21 protein-coding genes are annotated in these 20,579 nt (G+C 37.7%); 4 read left to right on the plus strand and 17 right to left on the minus strand.

Going from position 1 to position 20,579, the window contains the following annotated elements; genetic code table 11:
* On the minus strand, nucleotides 1-1,713 hold the full coding sequence (locus tag Q5794_RS26175; protein WP_215054828.1) for a sodium:solute symporter family protein: 1,713 nt from the start codon (nucleotides 1,711-1,713) through the stop codon (nucleotides 1-3).
* A 661-nt stretch (nucleotides 1,714-2,374) separates the two neighbouring features.
* Between Q5794_RS26175 and betB the strand changes: the two genes are divergently transcribed.
* Together betB and Q5794_RS26185 are read left to right on the plus strand one after the other, a co-directional pair.
* Nucleotides 2,375-3,832 (plus strand): betaine-aldehyde dehydrogenase, encoded by a 1,458-nt coding sequence (gene betB / locus Q5794_RS26180; RefSeq protein WP_215054924.1) that lies wholly within the window; start codon nucleotides 2,375-2,377, stop codon nucleotides 3,830-3,832.
* Between the two features lie 21 nt (nucleotides 3,833-3,853).
* A complete protein-coding gene (locus tag Q5794_RS26185) occupies nucleotides 3,854-5,056 on the plus strand; it encodes an iron-containing alcohol dehydrogenase (RefSeq protein WP_215054829.1) in 1,203 nt (400 codons plus the stop codon).
* 42 nt (nucleotides 5,057-5,098) lie between these two features.
* Here Q5794_RS26185 and cudC read toward each other — a convergent pair whose 3' ends face one another.
* The 15 genes from cudC to Q5794_RS26260 form a co-directional block, all read right to left on the minus strand.
* A complete protein-coding gene (cudC, locus tag Q5794_RS26190) occupies nucleotides 5,099-5,653 on the minus strand; it encodes a choline uptake/conversion transcriptional regulator CudC (RefSeq protein WP_192997100.1) in 555 nt (184 codons plus the stop codon).
* Between the two features lie 228 nt (nucleotides 5,654-5,881).
* Entirely contained in the window at nucleotides 5,882-6,112 is a 231-nt protein-coding gene (csrA, locus tag Q5794_RS26195; RefSeq protein ID WP_013085431.1) for a carbon storage regulator CsrA, read from the minus strand.
* Nucleotides 6,113-6,136: 24 nt separating this feature from the next.
* Nucleotides 6,137-6,559: a flagellar assembly protein FliW gene (fliW, locus tag Q5794_RS26200; protein ID WP_045293745.1), complete on the minus strand. Its 423-nt coding sequence runs from the start codon at nucleotides 6,557-6,559 to the stop codon at nucleotides 6,137-6,139.
* An 81-nt stretch (nucleotides 6,560-6,640) separates the two neighbouring features.
* Nucleotides 6,641-7,522, minus strand: a complete 882-nt coding sequence (gene flgL / locus Q5794_RS26205; RefSeq protein WP_215054830.1) for a flagellar hook-associated protein FlgL — start codon at nucleotides 7,520-7,522, stop codon at nucleotides 6,641-6,643.
* A 2-nt stretch (nucleotides 7,523-7,524) separates the two neighbouring features.
* Nucleotides 7,525-9,048, minus strand: coding sequence for a flagellar hook-associated protein FlgK (flgK, locus tag Q5794_RS26210; protein WP_374988559.1), 1,524 nt, complete (start codon nucleotides 9,046-9,048; stop codon nucleotides 7,525-7,527).
* A gap of 18 nt (nucleotides 9,049-9,066) precedes the next feature.
* Entirely contained in the window at nucleotides 9,067-9,528 is a 462-nt protein-coding gene (locus tag Q5794_RS26215) for a flagellar protein FlgN (RefSeq protein WP_229754667.1), read from the minus strand.
* A 21-nt stretch (nucleotides 9,529-9,549) separates the two neighbouring features.
* Entirely contained in the window at nucleotides 9,550-9,804 is a 255-nt protein-coding gene (gene flgM / locus Q5794_RS26220; RefSeq protein WP_014457790.1) for a flagellar biosynthesis anti-sigma factor FlgM, read from the minus strand.
* 159 nt (nucleotides 9,805-9,963) lie between these two features.
* The gene (locus tag Q5794_RS26225; protein ID WP_215054832.1) at nucleotides 9,964-10,377 is read right to left on the minus strand and encodes a TIGR03826 family flagellar region protein; all 414 of its coding nucleotides are present in this window, start codon (nucleotides 10,375-10,377) and stop codon (nucleotides 9,964-9,966) included.
* Nucleotides 10,378-10,438: 61 nt separating this feature from the next.
* Nucleotides 10,439-11,032 carry a ComF family protein gene (locus Q5794_RS26230; protein ID WP_328244265.1) on the minus strand — a complete coding sequence of 198 codons (594 nt, stop codon included), beginning with the start codon at nucleotides 11,030-11,032 and terminating at the stop codon, nucleotides 10,439-10,441.
* 95 nt (nucleotides 11,033-11,127) lie between these two features.
* Nucleotides 11,128-12,636 carry a DEAD/DEAH box helicase gene (locus Q5794_RS26235; protein ID WP_374988560.1) on the minus strand — a complete coding sequence of 503 codons (1,509 nt, stop codon included), beginning with the start codon at nucleotides 12,634-12,636 and terminating at the stop codon, nucleotides 11,128-11,130.
* Between the two features lie 79 nt (nucleotides 12,637-12,715).
* Nucleotides 12,716-13,561, minus strand: a complete 846-nt coding sequence (locus tag Q5794_RS26240) for a DegV family protein (RefSeq protein WP_215054834.1) — start codon at nucleotides 13,559-13,561, stop codon at nucleotides 12,716-12,718.
* A 106-nt stretch (nucleotides 13,562-13,667) separates the two neighbouring features.
* Entirely contained in the window at nucleotides 13,668-14,105 is a 438-nt protein-coding gene (locus tag Q5794_RS26245; RefSeq protein ID WP_215054835.1) for a YaaR family protein, read from the minus strand.
* A 137-nt stretch (nucleotides 14,106-14,242) separates the two neighbouring features.
* Nucleotides 14,243-14,656 (minus strand): flagellar export chaperone FliS, encoded by a 414-nt coding sequence (fliS, locus tag Q5794_RS26250; RefSeq protein ID WP_251034401.1) that lies wholly within the window; start codon nucleotides 14,654-14,656, stop codon nucleotides 14,243-14,245.
* Nucleotides 14,657-15,078: 422 nt separating this feature from the next.
* Nucleotides 15,079-15,762 (minus strand): response regulator transcription factor, encoded by a 684-nt coding sequence (locus Q5794_RS26255; RefSeq protein ID WP_013059772.1) that lies wholly within the window; start codon nucleotides 15,760-15,762, stop codon nucleotides 15,079-15,081.
* Nucleotides 15,763-15,839: 77 nt separating this feature from the next.
* Nucleotides 15,840-16,988 carry a sensor histidine kinase gene (locus Q5794_RS26260; RefSeq protein WP_013059773.1) on the minus strand — a complete coding sequence of 383 codons (1,149 nt, stop codon included), beginning with the start codon at nucleotides 16,986-16,988 and terminating at the stop codon, nucleotides 15,840-15,842.
* Between the two features lie 439 nt (nucleotides 16,989-17,427).
* Between Q5794_RS26260 and Q5794_RS26265 the strand changes: the two genes are divergently transcribed.
* Entirely contained in the window at nucleotides 17,428-18,063 is a 636-nt protein-coding gene (locus Q5794_RS26265) for a YigZ family protein (RefSeq protein ID WP_215054836.1), read from the plus strand.
* A 196-nt stretch (nucleotides 18,064-18,259) separates the two neighbouring features.
* Nucleotides 18,260-19,261 carry an LCP family protein gene (locus Q5794_RS26270; RefSeq protein WP_215054837.1) on the plus strand — a complete coding sequence of 334 codons (1,002 nt, stop codon included), beginning with the start codon at nucleotides 18,260-18,262 and terminating at the stop codon, nucleotides 19,259-19,261.
* Between the two features lie 36 nt (nucleotides 19,262-19,297).
* Here the strand turns inward: Q5794_RS26270 and Q5794_RS26275 are convergent, their stop codons facing one another.
* On the minus strand, nucleotides 19,298-20,350 hold the full coding sequence (locus Q5794_RS26275; protein WP_057244808.1) for a glycosyltransferase family 4 protein: 1,053 nt from the start codon (nucleotides 20,348-20,350) through the stop codon (nucleotides 19,298-19,300).
* Between the last annotated feature and the right edge of the window lie 229 nt (nucleotides 20,351-20,579).

Raw genomic sequence — 20,579 nt, forward strand, 5'->3', positions numbered from 1 at the left:
TTATTTCTCAACCGATATGTCACGATGAAGATTTCGAAGCGGCTGAGGAGGGCAAATATGTCGCGTCGCGTAAGAAACGATAAAAATAGTTAACAACCCGCCTACCATCGCAAATGTACGAAACGGAAACATGACCACTCCGTCTTCAATCATCGGATACGGAAGCAGCGCTTTTAAATGAAGCAGCGGTTCTCCTCCACCTATTCGAAGAACAAGAGACACAATAAACCCAGCCAAAGATCCGTACCAGTTAGCTCCTTTAAAGAATAAAGCACAAACCAACTGCGGAAAAAGTATACAATACACTAGGTCCCCTGATAAATACCATAAAGAGTAGACACTCTCAGAGTTTAAAGCAATTAGAGTTGCTCCCGTTCCAATGATAATGATAGAACGTTTAATAACTTTATCTAACTGTGCCTGTGTCGCATTTGGTTTTACAATCGGACGATACACGTTCCAGGCTGCCATCCCCGAAGCTGAAAGCAACGAAGCCGCTACTGCAGCCATGACGGCAGCAGCTAGTCCTCCAAGCGCAATCGCTCCTACTAAATCAGGCGTTAGGTATTTAAATACATACGTTAAAATCATGGACGCGCTCTCAGGGCTTGACGCTCCAAATGAAGACCAGTCTGCACTGTAACCTATCATTCCTATTAAAGTTGGAGGCAAGGCCGCTAACGCGCAAAAGATGCCGGCTGTAATAGATAGCCACATTGCTGCTTTTTCATTTTTAGCAGATAACACGCGCTGAAAATAGATTTGCCATGGAATACCACCAAAAATAAGTAAAAATGTGCTATCCCACCATTGCCAATATGTATTTCCCCATTTCGGATCTTCCCAGCCTTTTAATGGAGGAAATAAATGAAGAGAACCAGTCATGCCTTCTGAATACGTAGAAAAAACGGCTCCCACCCCTCCCGTATTCGAAAATGCAAAGGGAAGCACCAGAAATAGTCCTAAAAACATAATAGAAAGCTGTAAGATATCGGTATGTGCTACTGCCCACAGGCCGCCAATCACGGTGTATGCAATGGCAATAAGTGCGGAAAGAATGATGGAAATTGAAAAACTGAGGCCTAAAATCACACCGAATGTTGTTCCTAAAGCAGTTAAGATAGCTGCGCTCCAAAACAGCTCTCCCAGTATAGCTGGAAAATAAAGAACCGTAGCCATTTTCTTACCGAAACGAGATTCTAGAGGATCGAGCATTGTCATAAACTCAAACCTTCTCATCTTTCTAGCAAAAAAGATACCGCCTAAAATCAAGCTGATTGAATAACACCATGGCGCTTGAGTCCATGTCAGCCCTGAGGAATAAACGGTTTCCGCCGTTCCAGCAATATACCCTCCACCCACCCAAGTGGCGGTCATTGTGAACATTGAAATCCATAGCGGCATAGATCTTCCTGCAACAAGCATATCATCTGATTTTCCTTTTTTACTTGCAGCGGCTCGAGCACCAATAAAATAAATAACACCATACATAATGAACATTAAAATGAGGCCTGGCCAATAGAGATCTGGATTATAGAGAGAATAGATAAATGCGACAACCATAAAGATGGAAAATCCTATAATAGTTGTCCATAAGGGGGTTAGTAGACGGTTGTTCCTGTTTGATTTCCCTGAAAAGTCAGAAGTCTCATTCGACTTTTCAGGCCTGGCTTGTTGTGTGTCTGAACGAAATGGCTTTTTAGCATTTTGCATCGTCTCACATCCTTTAAATTGATAAAGAAATCTAAAGACAAACTTGTCCTCTATTCCTTTTTCCTACCAGCATACAATTAAACCTAAAAATAGATTTTTTAGAATAAAATATAAATAGTTGGATTATAAATACCAATGCGAAGGGGAGAAATTACGTTTATATAATTATATTAAAATAATTTAAATCGACTTTTTTTATTATTTTGCTAAGAACTCACAATTATTTTCATCTTCCATTTAAACTCCTTTCTTAATTTCCACATTCACAATCCTTTGTTTTTCAAGGTTTGTATGCAAGCAGATATAGTACTATGGTTAATATATCTGAATGTTTAGGATATTGTCAAAAAAGTTTGAGTGTTTTCATATAAAAAAAGAATAATATTCTCATAGCTCATACACAAAAAAACCTTTTGTATCAAGGGACATAGCAATCAGTGATTTTTTATCACTTTTTGTTAAATTTTCTCTTGATATCCGAATGATTAGTCTTTTACAGAGAAGATAATCTAATAAATTCAGAACATTTAGAGTTTTATGATTTGACTAAATTAAATAACCGGTGCTATAATTCAAATTGTTAAGAACGTTAAATATAAATTTAACAAATTCTATTATTTGGAGGTCGGTGCTATTGGAACAAACACTTACGCTTGAAAAAATGCACATAAACGGCGAATGGGTTGAAGCACGCAACGGCGAGAAAAGAGAGATTATAAATCCTTTTAATCAAGAGGTTATCGCTGTCGTTACAGAAGGAAATCGTGCTGATACTGTAGAAGCTATTGAAGCAGCTAGAAAAGCTTTTGATGCAGGTGAATGGTCTAAATTCACAGCGGCCCAAAGAGGTTCTTTACTATTTAAAGTAGCGGAAGAAATTCGTAATGATCGTGAAGAACTCGCTAAACTTGAAACCTTGAATACTGGAAAAACCCTCGTTGAAAGCCTGGCAGACATGGATGGGATTGCTGATGTCTTTCAATACTATGCTGGATTAGCAGATAAAGATGGTGGACAGATGATTGAGTCACCTAATCCCGATTCTGTTAGCCGCGTTGTCCGCGAACCTGTAGGTGTATGCAGCCAAATTACTCCTTGGAATTACCCTTTATTGCAAGCCTCTTGGAAATTGGCTCCGGCACTTGCTGCTGGGAATACAATTGTTATTAAACCAAGCGAAATCACCCCTTTAACAACTATTCATATGATGAAAATTTTTGAAAGAGTTGGCTTTCCAGCAGGCGTCATTAACATTGTACTCGGCCCGGGTGCGACCGTTGGACAAGAAATGGCAGAAAGTCACTTAGTAGATTTAGTTTCCTTTACAGGTGGCGGTGTATCTGGACGTAAAGTCATGCAGGCTGCCGCAGGCAACTTTAAAAAAATCGCTCTTGAACTCGGTGGAAAAAATCCGAATATCGTCTTTGCTGACGCTGACTTTGACACTGCGGTTGACTATGCATTAAATGCGGTCTTCTTTCATGCCGGTCAAGTTTGTTCAGCTGGTGCGAGATTACTCGTTCAAGATGATATTCACGATAAATTTGTTTCAGCAGTTATTGAACAAGCCAAAAAAATTAAGCTAGGAGACGGCATGGATGAAGCCACTCAAATGGGACCCGTCATCTCAAAAGAACACCTAGCTAAAGTGGAACATTACATTGAGCTTGGCAAACAAGAAGGTGCTTCCCTTGTTTTAGGAGGCAAACGTCCAACTCAAGAGTCTTTACAAAAAGGTTTATTCATTGAACCAACTATTTTTACAGACTGTCATGGAGATATGAAAGTTGTCCAAGAAGAGTCATTTGGTCCAATTATGACCATTGAGCGCTTCAGTACCGAAGAAGAAGCGGTGGCACTTGCTAACGATACAATCTATGGATTAGCTGGAGCCGTTTGGACAAGTGATATGAATCGAGCTGAACGTGTAGTGAAAGCACTCCGTATGGGAACAACTTGGATTAACGATTATCATCCCTACTTCCCGCAGGCTCCTTGGGGAGGATATAAGCAATCTGGGATCGGAAGAGAGCTTAGCCACATTGGGCTAGAAGAATATACGGAAATTAAACATATTTATACGAATACAAATCCACAGCCAATGCGCTGGTTTCAATAAAATTCAAGGGGGAATGTAAAGATGTTTATGCGATTTGAAAGAATGGAACGTTTAAAAAGTTTTGAGATGCCAACGGTTGTAAAACATGGAATTGGTGCTGTTAAGCATACTGGAGAGGAAGTAAAGAACCTAGGTGTATCTAAGGTTTTACTAGTAACAGATCCTGGTGTAAAAAAAGTAGGTTTAGCAGATCCTGTAATCGCTAGTTTAAAAGAAGCGGACGTAGACGTTATTCTATTTGACCAAGTAGAAGCCAACCCTTCTATTCACGTGGTAGCAGACGGCACAAAAATGTACAAAGAAAATGGATGCAACGGACTAGTAGCTGTTGGAGGCGGAAGCTCAATGGATACGGCAAAAGCTATTGGTGTAGAAGTAGCTCATAATGCTCCCGTCTTAGATTATGAAGCAGCTGAAGGAAAAAAACCTTTAACAAAACGTATCCCTCCTTTAACAACCATTCCTACAACTGCGGGTACAGGAAGTGAAGTCACACAATGGGCTGTCATTACGGATCCTGTTCGTGAGTTTAAGTTTAATACAGGTGGACCTTTAATTGCTGCCCACTTAACAATTATTGATCCAGAACTGCACGTATCTATGCCTTCACATATTACGGCCGGTACAGGAATTGACGCATTAGCTCACGCAATTGAATGTTATACATGTCATTTTGCACAGCCGATGACAGACTCAGTTGCTTTATTGGCTATCGAATACGTCGGCAAATACTTGCGACGCGCAGTGGCAAATGGACAGGATATCGAAGCACGTTATGGAATGGCGCATGCAGCTATGCTTGCCGGCCTTTCATATGGAAGTGAATCTGCAGGAGCAGCTCACGCGATGGCTCAAACATTAGGAGGCATTTATCCAATTGCCCATGGCCCTTGCGTAGCAGCAATGCTAGGTCCTGTAATGGAATATAACTGGATGGGTGAGCCTGAAAAATTTGCACGCATAGCTCAAGCTTTAGGAGTTAATACACACGAATTAACTCTTGAAGAATCAGCTCAAGCAGCTGTTCGTGAAGTATATCAACTAGTTAAAGATGTACAAATCCCTTCTTTAGAAGAACAAGGTGTTCCAAAAGAAGCGGTTTCTCGCTTAGCTCAAGAAGCATTTAATGATCCACAAACAGTTGGTAACCCTCGTGATTTAACTGTAAAAAGTTACGAATGGATTTATAACCGCTGTTTTGAAGCTACACCATTAACCGTATAAAAATGATAAAAAGGCTGTTGATTTTTCAACAGCCTTTTTTATTTACTTTTTCGCTAATTCTTCATTTAAAATATCGATGATTCTTCGGTCGTCAAAAACTTTCACTACTTTTTTCAAGAAATGATAATAATGTTTGGACTCTATAATCTGCGCTAAATTACGCTTTGCTTTTACTGCGATCTCCTCAGGAACATCTTCATCATTTAAGAGAATCTGCAGCTTGTTTTCCGCTTCTTCGATTGCCTCTAAATTAACTGAAATTTCTCTTTGCCACTTCTTACAGAAAAATGAAAAAAAGGACTTAGAAAAATCTTTTTCTGCTTCATATAAGTCTTTTCGAACACCTTTTTTCCACACTTTGTGGACCATATCAATATTTTGCAGTGAACGAATGGATGTACTCATCGTTGGTTTACTCATACCCAATTCTTCACTCATTTGATCTAATGTAACAGGCTCATCCATAAAATAAAGCATGCCATACAGCCTTCCTACTGAAGGTGTGACCCCATATAAATCCATCGTATCAGCTAAAGCACTGACAACCACATCTTCTGCTTCTTTTAATAAATCATGATACTCTTGAACATCACTCATTTACTCTTCTCCTCTTTTGTTAAATTCATTTGAATTATACTTAATAAATTTAATAATACACGATAAACAGGAAAAAAACAGAAATTCAGTTCAATTTTTTTGATAAAAAAGAAGCCTTTCTCTTGAAGAGAAAGGCTTAAGACATAGTGGGGAATACTATATGTTTATCTTTCCCGATTTAGATATTATTTATACCGTATATTTTTGATGATTTTTAAACTGATCGTTTTATTTCTTTTTCGGTAATTGTTTCAGCATATCAATAGCATGTAATGTAATTTGAGAAGCACTTTTATTTTCGTTACGTATTTCTTCATAAATCTCTTGTCTATGAATATCTACAGACTTTGGAGCTTGAATTCCTAACTTTACTTGATCACCATTAACTGCAAGGACGGTCACTTCAATTTCATCACCTATTTTGATTGTTTCATTTAACTTTCGTGTTAAAACAAGCATGGACTCACTCCTTATCTATTCCTCTTACTCAAATAACCTGTGCTTCGTTTCGTAGGCTGTATTCATTAAAATCACTTGCTTAGCAAGCTGTTGCTTTGTATTAATAATAACAGGAGCCTGCAAATTAGCTGTTATCTTTTCCACAGAATCTGACATCGTAAGCAATACGTAAACAGCTGCATCTTCCGCTTGTTGTAATTGAAGCTTTTCGATTTCCTGAGGTTCTAGTTGAAAATCATAATCTAAAAAAAACTGAAATGGATCCGTGATAATAAAAGCTAATTCTTTGGTTTGAATAGACTGCAGAACTTGGAAAGCTTCGGCTTCCGGAAGTGGTAAAATAACAAATTCAGTTTCTTCCAAAAAACCTGGAATCCCTTGATTGAATGTCAGTGTTTGCTGATTATCTATTTCTATATCTCCATGATAGCTTGTTGAAATTTTCATCTCATCACACCTTTGCTAATTGATTTTTTCTTGTTATCTTTTTTCATTGTAAAAAAGCTCCTTCTGTTTAGAAGGAACTTTTTAACGCAAGAAATCTAGCAGCGTAGGCTGAATAATTTGAGCCCCTACTCCCAAAGCAGCACGATGAACGCTTTCTTGTACGGTTAAATCCGTAATGACTTTTTCAATATCTGCATCTTCATTATTTGAAAGCATCTTAGTAGCCGTAATTTCCTGTGAATCAAGGCGGTTTTCGATCAGCTCAAGCCGATTGCTTCTTGCTCCCAATTCAGATCGCTCCGCTAATAGCGTAGACAGCTGCGTGTCTACCTGTGTAGAGAGATCTTTTAGTGAGTTTACATCGTTTTGTTCAAAAGCTGTTTGAACATTGTTCATTAAGTCGAATGCACCTTGTCCAAAAATGTTTTCAGGATGAATATTGACTCTCAGCTGGATACCTTTTGAGACTTCAACTGAAAAAGAATCCAGGTTAATATTCGATTCTATCATACCGCTTGCAGTCTCACTTATAGGCGGTGCTCCTACATTTACACCGTTAAAGATATAGTTTCCGGCCACCTGCGTATTGCCTACTTGCATATAATCCAGCTTTAACTGTTCAATTTCACGTGCAATCGCTTGGCGGTCATCACTTTCATTCGTACCGTTTAACCCTTGCACGACCAGCTCTTTAGTGCGCTGAAGAATAGAATTGACTTGTTCAAGTCCGGATTCTGAACTATCAAACCAAGACTGAGCTTCTGTTAAGTTACGTTTATATTGATTTACTTCAGAAAGATTAGAACGATAAGCCATTCCTTTAGTAGCTACTACCGGGTCATCTGAAGGACGAGTAATTTTCTTTCCCGTTGATAATTGGTTTTGAAGTGTTTCCAGCTTATTATAGCTATTGCTAATCTGTTTTAACGAATTAGCCGCTAACATTCCTTGTGTGACGCGCATCTTTACCTTCCTCCAGTTCCAAGACCGTTTACAATTTTATCAAGCATTTCATCAATCATAGTCACCATACGAGCACTAGCGTTATATGCATGCTGAAACTGAATCATATTGGTCATCTCTTCATCTAATGAAACTGCACTGGTAGACTGGCGCCTTTGCTCCACAGCTCCCTGGAGAGTTTCTGAATTACTTTTTAAGCGGTTGGCTTGTTGAGCATCTACTGACATTTGGCCAATAACAGATTGATAAAAGCCATCTAGGGAAACAGCTTGATTCCCGGAATTAATAAGCACCTTTTGACGAAATTGAGACAATAGCTGAGCATTTTGTCCATCTCCTTTGCGGCCAGTTCCATCATCCCCAGAGGAGGCCGAAGAAGCAGCAGCAATATTGTTTGTGTTTTGCTTAATTTTATCAGCAATAACAATTCCAGTTGCAGCTCCTTCTTTCTGAGAAATCTCATTAAAAAAGGACATACCAGTATCACCATCTAGCGTGACACCTTGTTGGTGCTTATCATTAAACCAATTTACAAATTCATATGCCATTTCATCTAAATCATCAATCATTGAAGCGTAAACACCTGTTTTATTACCACTATTATCTATATATCCAGAAGCCTCAATTAACCCTTTAAGTTTTCCTTGAGGAAATGACACAGGGTTCCGTATCTCATCCCCTATATGAATTTCCGTCACATAGGAATCTTGGTTTGTTGTCAAACTGATGGCATTTACTTGATGAGTTTTCCCATCTAAAAGAGTAATAGGCCCTTGAGACGTTTGAAGCCGAACCGTTACCACCCCTTCTGACGTTGCAGAAGCGTTCCCGCTGCTTTTTGTATACTCTAAAGAAACCGGCATAAATTTAGAAATCTCATCTAGCAGCCGATCTCTTTCATCATACAAATCATTAGGCAAATAGCCATTCGGTTCTACGTTTTGTATTTGTTGGTTCACATTACTTATTTGCTCTAACAAAGAATTCACTTGTGTTACCGCTACGTCACGCTCGTTTTGTAAATCACCTTGAACCGTTTTTAAAGAAGTAGATAAATAAGAGAAAGTATCGCCTACTGCTTCAGCTCGTTCAATCATAACAGACCTGGCTCCTGCTTCTGAAGGGTGTGAAGCTACATCTTGAATGGACTCAAAGAATTGATTAAAAACAGCTGAAAGTCCATCTTCAGTAGGTTCATTCATAATTTCCTCCATTTTTTCAAGAGCACCAGCGCGCGCATCCCAATACCCCACTTTAATGGTTTCATCTCGATACTGGGTATCTAAAAATGTATCACGTATTCGCTCTACCGTGCTGGCTTCTATTCCCATTCCTATTTGGCCCGCAGTTCCAGCCTGATTCATCCCTGGGGCTGGATAAGCTGGGAACGTTTCTAAACTTACTCGCTGACGCGTATAGCCCGGCGTATTTGCATTAGATACGTTATGGCCAATCGTGTAAAGAGCTGCTTGTTGGGCATCCATTCCTCGTTTAGCCACCTGCAAACCATGAAATGTTGAACTCATTCTGCTTTCCTCCGTTCTTTATGCCTTCGAATTAAAAATAGAGTTGGACTGAAACGATCTATTATTTGTTTTTGTGTAATTAAACGAATCCTCTCGTTTCGATGGAACAAGAAGGTCTAGTTCGGTATGAATCAGCTGCAAAGACTGTGTGAGCAGCTGATTGTTTAAGTCATTTGCATACTTTATATCTTGAATTATATCTATTAGCTGTTTTTGAAAGGGTATCAAGATGGAGTATTCAGAGAATGAACCTGCTATTTCTTCAATGGAGTGAGCAGCATGTCCGCTTTTTTCCATCGCTTCTATACGCTTTGTTTCCAGTGCAGAAATAGCAGCTATATGAGATTGCTCTTTTTGCAAAGAAGCCGTCAATGCCTTTACATCTTGTTTAATAATAAAATTCGTTTTCTCTTTAACAATGACAGACAAACTTTTGTGAAGCGTTACTTGTTTTTCTAGTATCGTTTGAATTTCTTGCACGTTCAATCAATGTCAGTCCTTTTATTTTTTATAGAAATCTACAATACTTTTAGCAATTTCTTTTCCGTTAATTTCGTATGTTCCGCTGTTAATTTGCTGTTTTAGTTTCTCCAATTTTTCAAGTCTTTCTGGAGATGGTTCATTTCCCTGAAGTTTCTTCGCCTCAGATGAAATATGAATCTGATCTTGTGGATTCTTTTTAGAGACCTGTTCTGTTTTTTCTGATTGTTTTTTGTACGGATTTATTCCAAATAAGTTCGATGGGTTAATCTTCATCTCTCTCACCTCTTTTTATATTTGTATCCGTTATCTCTATTCATTATATCGGAATTTCCACCTAAACCTTTAGCATCGGCAAGGAAGTTGAGACCATTTTCACAGTCTTCCTTAAACCTAGGTCTATAGATAGAGAACCTGCAAACACTCAGCACACTTTTACTCTTTTTTCCTTTCGTTAGAACGATAGGTAGGACGCGTCGGCTCTTCATTTGAACGAATCATCTCACGATTATGCTTTTCTAACCCATGTTTAATTTCTTGAGAGCATGAATGACAAAGTTTACCTTCTCGAATCTGAGCGTTGCATTGCATGCATGGATAGCTTATATTTGGAAAATTAGTTAGCACTAAGCGACCTTGTCGAATAAATTGATGAATTAACAAATCTGAAACGCCCGTTTCTTTCATCACTTCGTAAGTCGTTGCTGTACGATTTGCTCTTTTCTTCAAGAATGAAGAAACACGTTGAAACAGAGCTTCTTCTTTGTCAAAACATGATTTACATATGTTTATTGATCCACTTTTTACAAATAAATGACCGCATTCCCTGCAATTATCTAACGTTCCCATATTCGAAACTCCTCATTTGTTTTTTATTTTACTATCGGTCAAAGTCTTAAATTATACATCTTCATGCACGAATTAAAGTGAGCGAACGAACTGAACGTGCCCCAGCTTCCTGCAAACAATTTGCCGCTTGGCGCACGGTTGCTCCTGTTGTATAAATGTCATCAATCAAGAGAAATTCTTGATTCGTAACCATTGAGGAATCGACTACTTTAAATTCCAGCCTTTCTGCCAGCCGACTTCGCCTATTTTTCTTTGATTGCTTTGTTCCTGAACAGCGAACAAGAGGCATTTCTATGTTGTCACTGATCAGTTCAGCTAGCGCTAAAGATTGGTTAAACCCTCTCTCATATAATCTCTCGTCCGTTAAAGGTATAGGAACTAGTATAGCTTTTGGATTACATTCTTTTTTATAGAACTTATACCACTGCTCCTTGAATGCTTGGATAATTTCATAATCTCCTTGAAATTTAAAACGTTCTATTATGCTTTGCATAAAATCATTGTACGTATAAAGAGAACGGTTGAAAAAAGAAGCATCATCCCATTTCTGACAGTCCATACATGTGTCTAGCTCATAATGAGAAGAAGCGAGGTCTGCAAGAGAACGGCCGCATCCCCTGCAAATGCTACTGGTGATGATAGGACATTTTTGCAAGCAAACAGTGCAAATCCTGTCCGTTGAAGAAGGTTTTAACAATGACCTCCAATCGAAAGAAGAGACAAGAGGTTCAAAACAAATCAGACATATTGTCATCGATCAACCAGCCCTTTCTTATAAGCTAGAGCATTCATATATTCAATATGCTCTTTTGCTTTTCGCATAGACAGAGACTGCCCATAATGAAAAAAGACCACGTCTCCCGTTGGAAATTGAGCACTCCTCCCTACTCTTCCTGAAATCTGAACAAGAGCACTTTCAGTAAAAATCGTTTCTTCTGCTCCCAATACTGCAACATCTATGTTGGGAACCGTTACGCCTCGCTCTAATATTGTTGTCGTTACTAAAATAACTAGCTGCCCTTCTCTAAATTTCATTATTTTTTCTTTTCGCTGGGAATCTTCAGCATGGACGCCGTCTACCTTTTCGGTTAGCTTTCGAATCATGTCTGTGATCGGAGCAATCCACTTAATTTGCGGGACGAAGATAAAGCATTGTTTCCCTTCATTTATTCTTTTTTTCAGCCATTTCTCAACATTAGCAGGCAAGATATCTGTTTTCATTTTTTTCTTCCAATTGCCACACCATTCAAACCGAGGAACAGGAATAAGCATTCGGTGATAGCGGGCTGGAATTTTAACTACTTGTTTTTTCCCTTGCTCAACGTCTTTTTTTAATGATTCATTTGGAGTCGCTGTTAAATAAATCTTTGATGCAGCGTGTTTAGCTGCTTTTGCAACAGCATAGTGCAGCATAGGCTCTGTCGAATACGGGAATGCATCTACTTCGTCAATAATCAGCACATCGAATGCTTGATAATAATGCAGAAGTTGATGAGTGGTGGAAATAATAAGAGAGGATTCATGAAAACGGTCTTCGCTGCCTCCATACATGGCCAGCACAGACATATTCGGAAATGCCGATTGAATTCTTGGCTTTAACTCAATAACTACATCTGTTCTTGGAGTAGCAATACAGACTTTCTTTCCACTGTTCAACGCTGATTCAATACCTTTAAATAAAATTTCCGTTTTTCCTGCTCCGCAAACAGCCCAAATTAACAGTTCTTCATCCTTTCTTATAGCTTGAATGAGTTCATTTGAAGCACGTTCTTGAGCTTTAGACAGCGTTCCTTTCCAATTCATCACGCTGCTTTTTGGCAGGACACTACTTGCTGGTCCTTCCCAGTTTATAAAGGGTGTGCACTCACTTACTTTCCCCATTACAATACATGCTCGGCAATAGTAGCACTCCTGGTGACATCTACTGCATGGAAATGAAGCAAAATAAAAGGGGCTATCACTTCCACACCGGTTGCATTTATATCTGTTTTCTTTCTGGGTAAGTGCTTTTTGATAGGAAATATATCCGTTTAGATAATGTTCATGAATGAGAGATAAAGGATAGGGAGTCTGAGTTAGTAGAAGCTGCTTTCCGCTTAGAGAGCGCTGAAGATCTAAAGAGTAGGGGTATAAAGGATTTAAAGGTGGAGTTCTCCACGTATCGATTTTTGAGAGAGGAAAAGCAGCTGGGCTAGGTACTTGAACGGGATTTAGCAATTCTTGTTTAACAGTAAAAAGCATATCTTCATTCCTTTCCATGTTTATCGTACACATCTATATACGCAAAAAAAGGTGTTTTTTCCTGCAAAAAAACCAAATCAAATGATTTGGTTTTCGATTACTTTTTATACCAGCCTATACCGATAGCACCTTCACCTAAATGCGTGCCAATGACAGCGCCAAAATAAGAAAGGCTCCATTCAATATGAGGATATTCTTGTTCTAAGTCTCGTTGAATTTCTTTTGCTTCATTTTCACGATTAGAATGAATAACTACAGCTTTCATAGGCACGTTTTCTTTTGCATCCTCATCAAGAAGCTCCGTAATTCGTTTTAACGCTCGCTTACGCGTACGAATTTTTTCAAACGGAACAATTTTTTTAGATTCAAAATGGAGCACGGGCTTTACTTGAAGCAGACTTCCGATAATAGCCTGAGCAGCATTTAGGCGACCTCCACGCTGCAAGTGAGATAAATCATCTACCATAAAATACGCATGCATTGATAGTTTCATCTCTTCAAAACGCGCAATGATTTCGTCAGGATGTTTATTTAATCGGACCATCTCGGCTCCTTCAATCGCATAAAAGCCTTGAACCATACAGCTGATTTCTGAATCAAATACGTGCACATCAAAGTCTTCTACCATGCTACCTGCCGTCAAAGCACCCTGATACGTTCCGCTAATTCCACTAGATAACGTAATAACGATAGCAGCATCGAATTGATCTCGTTTTAACTGTTCAAACAACTCTACAAATTCTCCGATAGCAGGCTGAGAAGTGGTTGGAAGATTTTTTGCTTCTTTAATTTTTCCAAAATATTGATCTGCAGTCATATCTATTTCTTCACGATATGTTTCTTCACCAAAAATAACGCTTAGCGGTACCATATGTATATGATAGTTTGATCGAATTTCCTCTGATATATAGGCGGTACTATCTGTAATAATTGCTGTTTTCATAAGATAGGGATCCATCCTTTGTTATATAAAATAATTTCACTCTATTCTACAACATTTAGGATTAAAATGCATGTAACGAGAGGTTTACCTATTAGTAAAGGCTCCCTCACGTATACATATTAATTAACAAACCTTGAATTTCTCCCACCCGCTTGAGTAAATTTAAACTGTCTTTTTCTTTTTGAAGGATATCATTTGTCAAGTCAACTAGTTTCGTATCCACTTCTTTCACTAACTTATATACTTTAGTCGTTCCTCTATGATTAAATCCTCTTTCTTCATGCAGTTCAAAACCATTTTTAACGACTTCATTCATAAACTGCTTCACAAGAATCTTGTATTTCCGCAAGGAATCAATAGTTTGACTTTTCACTAACTGCTTTCCCTGTTCTTCAATTTTATTTATCACTTGAGTTAAATGTTCATAGGTTAGTTCTTTTTGTTTCTTGGCCATTACTCCTGTAAATGAAACCGAACCACTTACTTCTTTTTCTCTAATGAGATTCACAGAAGAAGAAAGACTGTTAATTCGCTGTACCTCCACTATGTATCTCTCCTTTCTCTGTTAGTATACACTCCATTCAATTTAGGCTTTTAGATGTGCTAGCTTGATTAGCTGAAAGGTTTCGAGAGGCATCTGATGCGTGGATATGATGATTATCCTTTAGCTAAGAGTGATACTTATGTGCTGTTCATAAGAAGACAGCTTGTTTTTTGGAGCGAAGAGGTAACTTTAGGCGTCGCTTTTAACACTTCATTCCAAGCGTTAGAAAGCTTCTTCATCATTTGTTGAACTTCACATAAAATAAACGTATCTTTTTTAAAATTAGCCATAATTAATCGCTCAGACATATAGTTGTATAGGGTATCTAACTGCTCTGCAATGATACCTGCTTGATATGTTAAGCCAATTCCTAACCGATATAAAATATCGTTGCACTGTTTAATTTTTTCATTCGCTATAAAATAATCATTGTGTTGAATTGCTATAACAGCTTCATCAATATTTTGAATAAATTTTTCATACATCATAGCTGTTAGCTCTTGCGGAGATTTATGATAGATTAATTCTTCCGTTATAAAATTCAGCTTCATCACCTTCTTGTCTTCTTTAAATCAGTTTTCTATTTGTTTCATTAAAAGCTAACTCTTAAATTTTTAATGGATACCAGTTGAGGTTTGAATAAATTCTTCTACGACCTCATATGTATCTGAGTATATTGAAGACTTTCCTTTACAAGAGCTTGCATCAAATTGATGGACATTGTTTTGAGGTATGGATGCTTTCGTCGAAAGTTGTAGGATCCTTAAGATTTCCTTTATGCTTAAGCGAAGTTGAAGAATGAGTAAATGCGCAAAGGTATCATCCTTTGCCTTCCTAAAAGATATTTTCTTCCCTTAACTTATCGGTTATTTTCCTCTCTCATCAAACATGACTTTTTACCTACAATTTCAAAAAAAAGTTATAAAAAGAAAAAAAAGTCCGATATACCTATTAGTATATCGGACTTTTGAACTTATCTTACTTCTACCCAACCGTTTTTGATTGCCACAACAACAGCTTGAGTACGATCATTTACATTCATTTTTTGCAAAATATTACTCACATGGTTTTTAACGGTTTTTTCACTAATATATAATGCTTCTCCGATTCCTCGGTTACTTTTACCATCAGCTAACAGTTGTAGCACTTCGCACTCACGACGTGTTAACAAATGTAGTGGACGGCGAATCTCAATTGGTTCGTGCGGATAAGAAGACGATTGTCCTTGAGCTGCTAGTCGACGGTACTCTTTTACTAAACTATGCGTTACCTTAGGGTGTAAATATGAACCACCTTCTGCAACTACTTTCACCGCCTCAATTAACGCATCCGCATCCATTTCTTTTAGCAGATAGCCTCGCGCACCTGTTTGTAAGGCATGAGTTACATATGTCTCATCATCATGGATAGATAAGATAATAACTTTAGCGTCCGGATTTACTTCTACAAGCTTTTTCGTAGCCTCTACACCATTTACAGCCGGCATGTTAATATCCATGATTACAACATCAGGTTGATGTTCTTCTACAAGGTCAATAACTTCGCTACCGTCGTCACCTTCTGCAACTACTTCAAAATCTTTTTCGAAATCTAAAATTCTTTTTACTCCTTCACGGAATAATTGGTGATCGTCGATTATGATAATTCTTGTCTGCATGTTTGATTCCTCCCCAAATCGAACAACAAATGTTTTACTCTATATTGACCCCTATTTATATACATATCTCTGCCTTTTTAAGCGGCTATAATCGGTACTTTAATCATAACAAGCGTGCCTTGGTTAATTTTCGAATGAACAGAAATAGTCCCATCTAACAAATCAACACGCTCTTTCATTCCTATTAAGCCGAACGAATTCTCTTTTTTCTCTTCTTGATTAAAACCGCAGCCGTCATCTTTGACAAGCAAAATAGCGTGTTCATTGTTGAACTCTATCTTCACTTGGATTTCCGTCGCGTCTGCATGTTTTAATGCGTTCGTTACAGCTTCTTGCACTAAACGAAACAGTGCTACTTCCAATTTTGAAGCAGTTCGCTTCTCTTGTCCAATGGAAATAAACGTAATCCGAGGCTTGCCTTCGTTATAATCTTCGATTGTATCAAGATATTTACGCAGCGTCGGAATTAGACCTAAGTCGTCAAGTGCCATCGGTCTTAAATCATATATAATTCGACGCACTTCGTATAGGGCAGAACGAACCATTTTTCGTAAATCTCGAATTTCTTCCATTGCTTCTTTTGCACTACGTTCCCGGTAAATTCGGTCAATTAATTCCGATCTCATCATAACATTTGCAAGCATTTGAGCTGGGCCGTCATGAATCTCTCTTGACAAACGTTTCCGTTCCTCTTCCTGAGCTTCAATAATCCGAAAGCCAAAATACTCTTTTTGAATGGCATCTTCTACTATTTCCCCTACTTGTTTTAAATCACTTGTTAAATAATTTAACACAACGGAAATTTGACCTACTAGATGATCTGCACGTTTAATCGTTTCTTCCAATGTAAGCAAGCGTCTTTCTAGTTCATCTCGACGATTACGCAGCTGATATTCGCTTTGCTGATTCATCAGCAGCTTGGTTTGTAATTCGTGTGCTTTTTCATAAGCGTCTTTTACTTCAGGCTCTGAATAAATTTGAAAATGTCGGCTCACATCAGACAAACGCTTTCGGGCCAACCTTGCCTGAGTTTCCAATTTATCGCCTTGCTCTATCGTCTCAAGAACTTTTCCTTTTAACACTTCTAACTCTTCTTTAATTTGCTGATATTCTTGTCTGGCATCTTCAGAAAGGCGATAGACTTCATTTTTACTATCTCCCACTGTGCCAATAATCTTCTCGAAAATTTCATCAAGTGCCTTGCTTGTTAATTTATGTTTCGACATTTACTCACCCCAAACTATACTCACATTCGGAGAAATGTCTATACGTTCATGCTATATATAGTATTCGTATGACCTATCTGAATTGTGAGGATAAGATCCATATTTTCTCCCTATCTGACTTTTTATATCCAAAAAGTAACGGTTGTTTTTAGTACCCTCAAACTCGACATCAATCGACGCTTGACTCGCGTTATTTGAATAGATTACCATTTACGCTCACTCTTCAACAGTGACTAACTGCCTGTTTAAATCATTTCATTATTTAGCTATACAAGCCTGCACACTCTTTTATTATAACGTATATTCTGTATAGCTTGTTCAAGTGATGTTGAATTTGATTAATTGATGTCTTTTCATAAACATTTTATACTAATAGCAAGTAAACAGTACGTAAATACCCGTTTTTCTTCTATTTATAACGCTAAGGAGGATTTTTTGATTGTTATCACAATATTATACCGTAAAAAAAGAAGGTTCACATGAAATCACTATTCAAAAATCTAGATTCATTTGTCATATGAAACGTGTAACAACTGAGGAAGAAGCTCAGCAATTTATCCAAGACATTAAAAAACAGCACTGGAATGCTACTCATAACTGTTCAGCTTACCTAATTGGAGAAAGAGATCAATTTCAAAAAGCAAACGATGATGGAGAACCAAGTGGAACAGCAGGCGTACCAATGTTAGAAGTGCTCAAAAAAAGAGGCTTAAAAGATACGGTGGTCGTCGTTACGCGCTATTTCGGAGGCATTAAATTGGGCGCAGGTGGCTTGGTGCGCGCATATGGGAAATCTGTTTCCGAAGCGTTAAATGAACTAGGTACAATCAAACGAACTCTCATGGCGGTTATGCATACAACCGTCGACTATACATGGCTTGGAAAATTAGAAAATGAGCTTCGCAGTTCCGTTTATCTATTAAAAGAAATCCACTACGCAGATATGGTAGAGATTGAAACATTTGTAGAGGAAGCTCAAACAGAAGCATTTACTGAATGGATGACCGAGCTAACAAACGGCCAAGCAGATATTCGAGAAGGTGAGACGACCTATTTAGAAGAAGATGTAGAATGAATTATTTACTCTTATTAAAAAACATTGTACAATTGATAAATAGCGCAACTATTCTGATGGTTGCGCTACTTGTCAATGAGTAAAAAACCTCGTACAGATGCATAGCTTTGACGAGTTTGATTCATACATTCCAATTTATAACACATACTAAGTGTCACAATAAGTGTTCGAATATACGAATAAAAGGAGAAACCGTATGGCTCAATATAGACGTTTTCAAAAAAGAGTAAACAAACGGAAAAGAAAACGAAGGCTTTTTACATTTTTTCTGTTACCTATCCTTATTTTAGGGCTTTCTGCAACCGCTTATGGCTCTTATTTATTTGTTAAAGCTAAAACAGTAGCTTCTGATTCTTATGAAGGACTCGGAGATCGCGATAATTCTCCTATGCGTGATCGTAAAATCGATCCCAAAAAAGATGATATATCCATTTTATTTATGGGCGTAGATGATAGCGAAACCAGGAAATTCGGAAAATCAGCCCGTACGGATGCTTTAATTTTGGCGACCTTTAACGAAACCAATAAAACCGTAAAGCTTGTAAGCATACCTCGAGATTCGAGGGTTTATATACCTGAGGTGAACAAAAAAGATAAAATTACTCATGCGCATGCTTACGGAGGCCCAAAAGCAACTGTAGAAACGGTAGAACAGCTGTTTAATGTCCCTGTTGATTACTATGTTAAAGTGAATTTTAAAGCTTTCACAGACATTGTAGACTCACTTGGGGGAATCGATTTTGATGTACCTTATGCGATGAGTGAAAAGGACTCAAAAGATCGTCATAATGCTATTGTCTTAAAACCAGGAAATCAACATTTAAATGGCGAAGAAGCGTTAGCTGTTGCTCGAACACGAAAACAAGACAACGATATTGAGCGAGGAAAAAGACAACAGCAGTTGATTGAAGCCATGATTAAAAAAGCTGCTTCCATTGGATCACTAAATAAATATGGAAATCTTATCGAAGCTGTTGGCGATAATATGAAAACGAATTTAATGTTCGGTGAAATGCTTTCGTTTTATGATTATGCTTCGAAAAAAGTAGACATCGAAACCATTAACTTAGACGGCAGCGATGAAAAAATTAACGGCGTTTACTACTTCAAACTAGACAATGATTCAGTGGAAAAAGTAAGTGAAAAACTCCGCAAGCACTTAGGCATTAAATCAACTTCAGATACAACAGAAGAATAAAAAAATACCTCTTGGATATCCAAGAGGTATTTTTTATTAATTTTTTAAACGTAGCCCACGAACCATATTGAGGATTGGCCTGTATGTCTTATCAACTAGCCCTATCTTTTCAACGATAATTTCAATCGCTACAAGGAGGATAGCTAGTACAAGAAAAGAACCCCACATTGTTTGTACCTTTGAGAAGATAACCGCCGCTAAACCAAATATCGCACTCATTCCATAAATAATTAAAACCGTTTGTCTATGGCTGTATCCTAAGCGCAACAAACAATGATGCAAATGAGATTTATCAGGAGCCGATAGCGGTTGATTTTTTACGATTCGGCGAATAATAGCAAAGAATGTATCTGAAATTGGCACCCCTAAAATGATAACTGGAACAATGAAGGAAATGACTGCTACATTTTTAAATCCTAACAGAGACAATACAGAAATCATATAGCCCAAAAATAGTGCACCAGTATCACCCATGAAAATCTTAGCGGGATGAAAGTTATAAAACAAAAATCCGAGCGTACTTCCTAATACAATGAAACCCATGCTTGTCACAAACACATTTCCCATCATAATAGCCATACCCGAAATGGTAATCAATACGATCGAGGAAACGCCAGCAGCTAATCCATCCAATCCATCAATTAAATTAATAGCATTGGTAATTCCTACAATCCATAATACCGTAATTGGAATACTTAACATTCCGAATTCTAATCTTCCGTCAAATGGCAAGTTGATAAAGTCAATTTGGACTCCACCGTACACAACCACAATCAATGTCGCTACTAGCTGACCGCCTAATTTGATTTTAGCGGATAGCTCAATCATATCATCTAATACACCGGTAATGATGATAATGATGCTTCCAATTAAGATTGGCAGCGCATATTTACTGTCAGGCTGTAAAACGAGGTAGCCAATAAGAAAACTAAAAAATATTGCCAAACCTCCAAGGCGAGGCATAATTTTTTGATGAACTTTTCGTTGATTTGGTTTATCCGTTGCACCTATTTTAAACGCCAGCTTTTTAACCAGCGGAGTGATCAGAATAGATGTAATAAAACAAATAAACAAGGTCAAATATAGCATGGAGACCCTCCTCAGGTTTATGTTAACCAAAACCATAAAAAATGTATCCAACTTTATATAATTGGATAGTATTTCAAATTGTGTATAACAATAATTACTTACTTATTCCCAAAATGGATTATATCACAATGATTCTACTACTTAAATAGAAATTTATTCTCAAAAATTAGTACATTTACAAACTATCAATAGAAAAGAACTGTATTTTTTGGTGTATAAACAGCTGATT

Source organism: Priestia megaterium, from assembly GCF_041941685.1.
GTDB lineage: Bacteria > Bacillota > Bacilli > Bacillales > Bacillaceae_H > Priestia > Priestia megaterium_C.

Excerpts from the sequence above, each read along its gene's own strand:
- Q5794_RS26175 (WP_215054828.1), bottom strand. The coding sequence starts at position 1,713 with ATGCAAAATGCTAAAAAGCCATTTCGTTCAGACACACAACAAGCCAGG.
- betB (WP_215054924.1), top strand. The coding sequence starts at position 2,375 with ATGCACATAAACGGCGAATGGGTTGAAGCACGCAACGGCGAGAAAAGA.
- Q5794_RS26185 (WP_215054829.1), top strand. The coding sequence starts at position 3,854 with ATGTTTATGCGATTTGAAAGAATGGAACGTTTAAAAAGTTTTGAGATG.
- cudC (WP_192997100.1), bottom strand. The coding sequence starts at position 5,653 with ATGAGTGATGTTCAAGAGTATCATGATTTATTAAAAGAAGCAGAAGAT.
- csrA (WP_013085431.1), bottom strand. The coding sequence starts at position 6,112 with ATGCTTGTTTTAACACGAAAGTTAAATGAAACAATCAAAATAGGTGAT.
- fliW (WP_045293745.1), bottom strand. The coding sequence starts at position 6,559 with ATGAAAATTTCAACAAGCTATCATGGAGATATAGAAATAGATAATCAG.
- flgL (WP_215054830.1), bottom strand. The coding sequence starts at position 7,522 with ATGCGCGTCACACAAGGAATGTTAGCGGCTAATTCGTTAAAACAGATT.
- flgK (WP_374988559.1), bottom strand. The coding sequence starts at position 9,048 with ATGAGTTCAACATTTCATGGTTTGCAGGTGGCTAAACGAGGAATGGAT.
- flgM (WP_014457790.1), bottom strand. The coding sequence starts at position 9,804 with ATGAAGATTAACCCATCGAACTTATTTGGAATAAATCCGTACAAAAAA.
- Q5794_RS26225 (WP_215054832.1), bottom strand. The coding sequence starts at position 10,377 with ATGGGAACGTTAGATAATTGCAGGGAATGCGGTCATTTATTTGTAAAA.
- Q5794_RS26235 (WP_374988560.1), bottom strand. The coding sequence starts at position 12,636 with ATGGAAAGGAATGAAGATATGCTTTTTACTGTTAAACAAGAATTGCTA.
- Q5794_RS26240 (WP_215054834.1), bottom strand. The coding sequence starts at position 13,561 with ATGAAAACAGCAATTATTACAGATAGTACCGCCTATATATCAGAGGAA.
- fliS (WP_251034401.1), bottom strand. The coding sequence starts at position 14,656 with ATGAAGCTGAATTTTATAACGGAAGAATTAATCTATCATAAATCTCCG.
- Q5794_RS26255 (WP_013059772.1), bottom strand. The coding sequence starts at position 15,762 with ATGCAGACAAGAATTATCATAATCGACGATCACCAATTATTCCGTGAA.
- Q5794_RS26260 (WP_013059773.1), bottom strand. The coding sequence starts at position 16,988 with ATGTCGAAACATAAATTAACAAGCAAGGCACTTGATGAAATTTTCGAG.
- Q5794_RS26270 (WP_215054837.1), top strand. The coding sequence starts at position 18,260 with ATGGCTCAATATAGACGTTTTCAAAAAAGAGTAAACAAACGGAAAAGA.
- Q5794_RS26275 (WP_057244808.1), bottom strand. The coding sequence starts at position 20,350 with ATGCTATATTTGACCTTGTTTATTTGTTTTATTACATCTATTCTGATC.